This is a genomic window from Streptomyces sp. NPDC059900 (assembly GCF_050270335.1).
Taxonomy (GTDB): domain Bacteria; phylum Actinomycetota; class Actinomycetes; order Streptomycetales; family Streptomycetaceae; genus Streptomyces.
In genome coordinates this window covers 1-1,883 of sequence record NZ_JBNNJZ010000977.1, presented here as the reverse complement: position 1 = coordinate 1,883, position 1,883 = coordinate 1, and the positions used below count along the sequence as shown (strand labels likewise).

Annotated in this window: 3 protein-coding genes; 2 read left to right on the top strand and 1 reads right to left on the bottom strand. The window is 70.8% G+C overall.

The features are described from left to right. The first annotated feature begins 80 nt into the window (after positions 1–80). Positions 81–410, top strand: a complete 330-nt coding sequence (locus ACQKIP_RS46380) for a hypothetical protein (protein WP_365859793.1) — start codon at positions 81–83, stop codon at positions 408–410. A 199-nt stretch (positions 411–609) separates the two neighbouring features. Next, complete coding sequence (locus ACQKIP_RS46375) at positions 610–1,143, top strand: ATP-binding protein (protein ID WP_365859794.1); 534 nt, start codon at positions 610–612, stop codon at positions 1,141–1,143. 113 nt (positions 1,144–1,256) lie between these two features. Here ACQKIP_RS46375 and ACQKIP_RS46370 read toward each other — a convergent pair. Continuing rightward, positions 1,257–1,883, bottom strand: a 627-nt coding sequence (locus ACQKIP_RS46370) for an FtsX-like permease family protein (RefSeq protein WP_427745759.1), incomplete at its 5' end; no start/stop codon positions are given.

Here is a 1,883-nt window from a genome sequence, read left to right as displayed (position 1 = left end):
CTGTGCGTGCAGACTGCACCGCACGGGACTGCGGTCTCGTACGGAACGACCAACCGAATCGCTCAAGGGGGCGGAACGTCATGGCGGAGCCGGATTTCACGGCCACGGGCGTGCGCATCGGACGTCGGCTGCGCTCTCTCACCCGGGCCGGTCAAATCCGCATCACCGACGGCAGGTTCGAACTCCTGACGAGTTACGGCCGGGAGATCGACAGCGCGCCGGTCCAGACGGTGCGGGCCGGAAAGCCGTGGTTCGCCTCCGACGACCGCGCCCTTGCCGAGCTGAACGGTACCCGCTACCGGCTCACCCTCGCCGAGCACGAGCCGGCGCCCGGCAAGTCGGGGCCGCCCACGGTAGGCAAGTTCATCGACGCGGTTCGCAGGGCCGGAGGCCACAGGGCACGCGCCTGAGAGACCAGGGCACTCCCGGGGCGCGGTGCGAGTTGCATGCCTGCGCCCCCTGAGTCACTCTGGTGTCACATCACTCTGGGTTCATCGGCGATGACGCTGCGAACCAGCCCGCCGGCACCAACAGCAGCCGGCAGACCCCGCGGCCGCTGCTGAATCCGATCGTCGCCTTCTTCCGGACGCAATTCGGGGAGTCGCAACCGTGATCAGCCAGCCAAGCAGGTATTGCACGGTGGAGCTTCAGGCCCTGCCGTCGCGGATCGGCCAGGTCCGCAGAATCGTATCGGCGCAGTTGCGCTACTGGCATCTCGATCCCTTGATAGACCAGGCCGCGCTCGGTGTGACCGAGCTCCTGACCAACGTGCACCGGCACGCACAGCCGGACAAGGTGTGCACCGTGGAGATCGAGCTGCTGCTCGACCGCCTCACCGTCTCCGTGCACGACCACGATCCGCGGCTGCCCGAGGTACGCGACGCCGAGCCCTTCGAGACGTGCGGCCGCGGGCTCGCCATGGTCGCGGCCGTCAGCGAGAGCTGGGGCGTACGGCCCCGCGGCGACTCGGGCAAAGTCGTCTGGTTCACCCTTCCGGCCCCTACGTCCGCCGTCGCCATGCCGTCCACGTATCCGGCGTACGGCGTGACCGCATCCGATCCCTTCGCGGACCTGGATGCCGGGCCGCTCACCGACGGGCACGCGCCCGGACATGCTCCCGCCCGGTCGGCCGTTGTCGGCTGACCGGGCGGTGACAGGCCCCGCAGGGCGCGCGGCGCCGGGCTCCGGAAGGCGAAGGCCGCCGGGCTCCGCCGACCGGGTGTCCTCTGTCGCCGCGTCTGTCGCCGCGTCCTACGTCACTCGGTGGCGATGGCACGCAGCACGTCCAGGCGTGCGGCCCGCCGTGCCGGACGCAGACCCGCGAGGGCTCCCGCCGCCAGGCCCACCAGGACGACCACCGCCAGCTGCACGGGTGGCACCGCGAACGCGAAGGCACTGCTCGTCGCGCCGTCAGAGGCCTTGACGAGCACCCAGCCGAGGAAGCCGCCGAGCGCGAGGCCGCCGGCCGTGCCGAACGCGGCCACGAGCACCGACTCCCAGCGGACCATGGCCCGCAGCTGCGCCCTGGTCTGGCCGACGGCACGCAGCAGGCCGAGCTCGCGGGTCCGTTCGTGGATCGCGAGGGTCAGCGTGTTGGCGATGCCCAGCAGCGCGATCAGGACGGCGAGCGCCAGCAGGGCGTAGACGAGGGTCAGCATCATGTCGATGCCGCCCGCCGCGGACTGCGCGTACTCGCCGCGGGTCTGCACATCCGGATTGCCGTACTTCTGCGCGATCGCGGATACGGCCGCCTTGCCGTCGTCCGCGCTCACGCCGTCCTTGAAGGTGACGGAGACGAGGCTGTCGGCGTCCTGCATGCGGTGCGGCGCCCATGCCTCGCGGGTGATGACGTAATCCCCCGCTAGCTCCGACCTGCCGTACAG

Bases quoted from the DNA above. Each gene is read 5' to 3' on its own strand.
- ACQKIP_RS46380 (WP_365859793.1), top strand. From the start codon at position 81: ATGGCGGAGCCGGATTTCACGGCCACGGGCGTGCGCATCGGACGTCGG.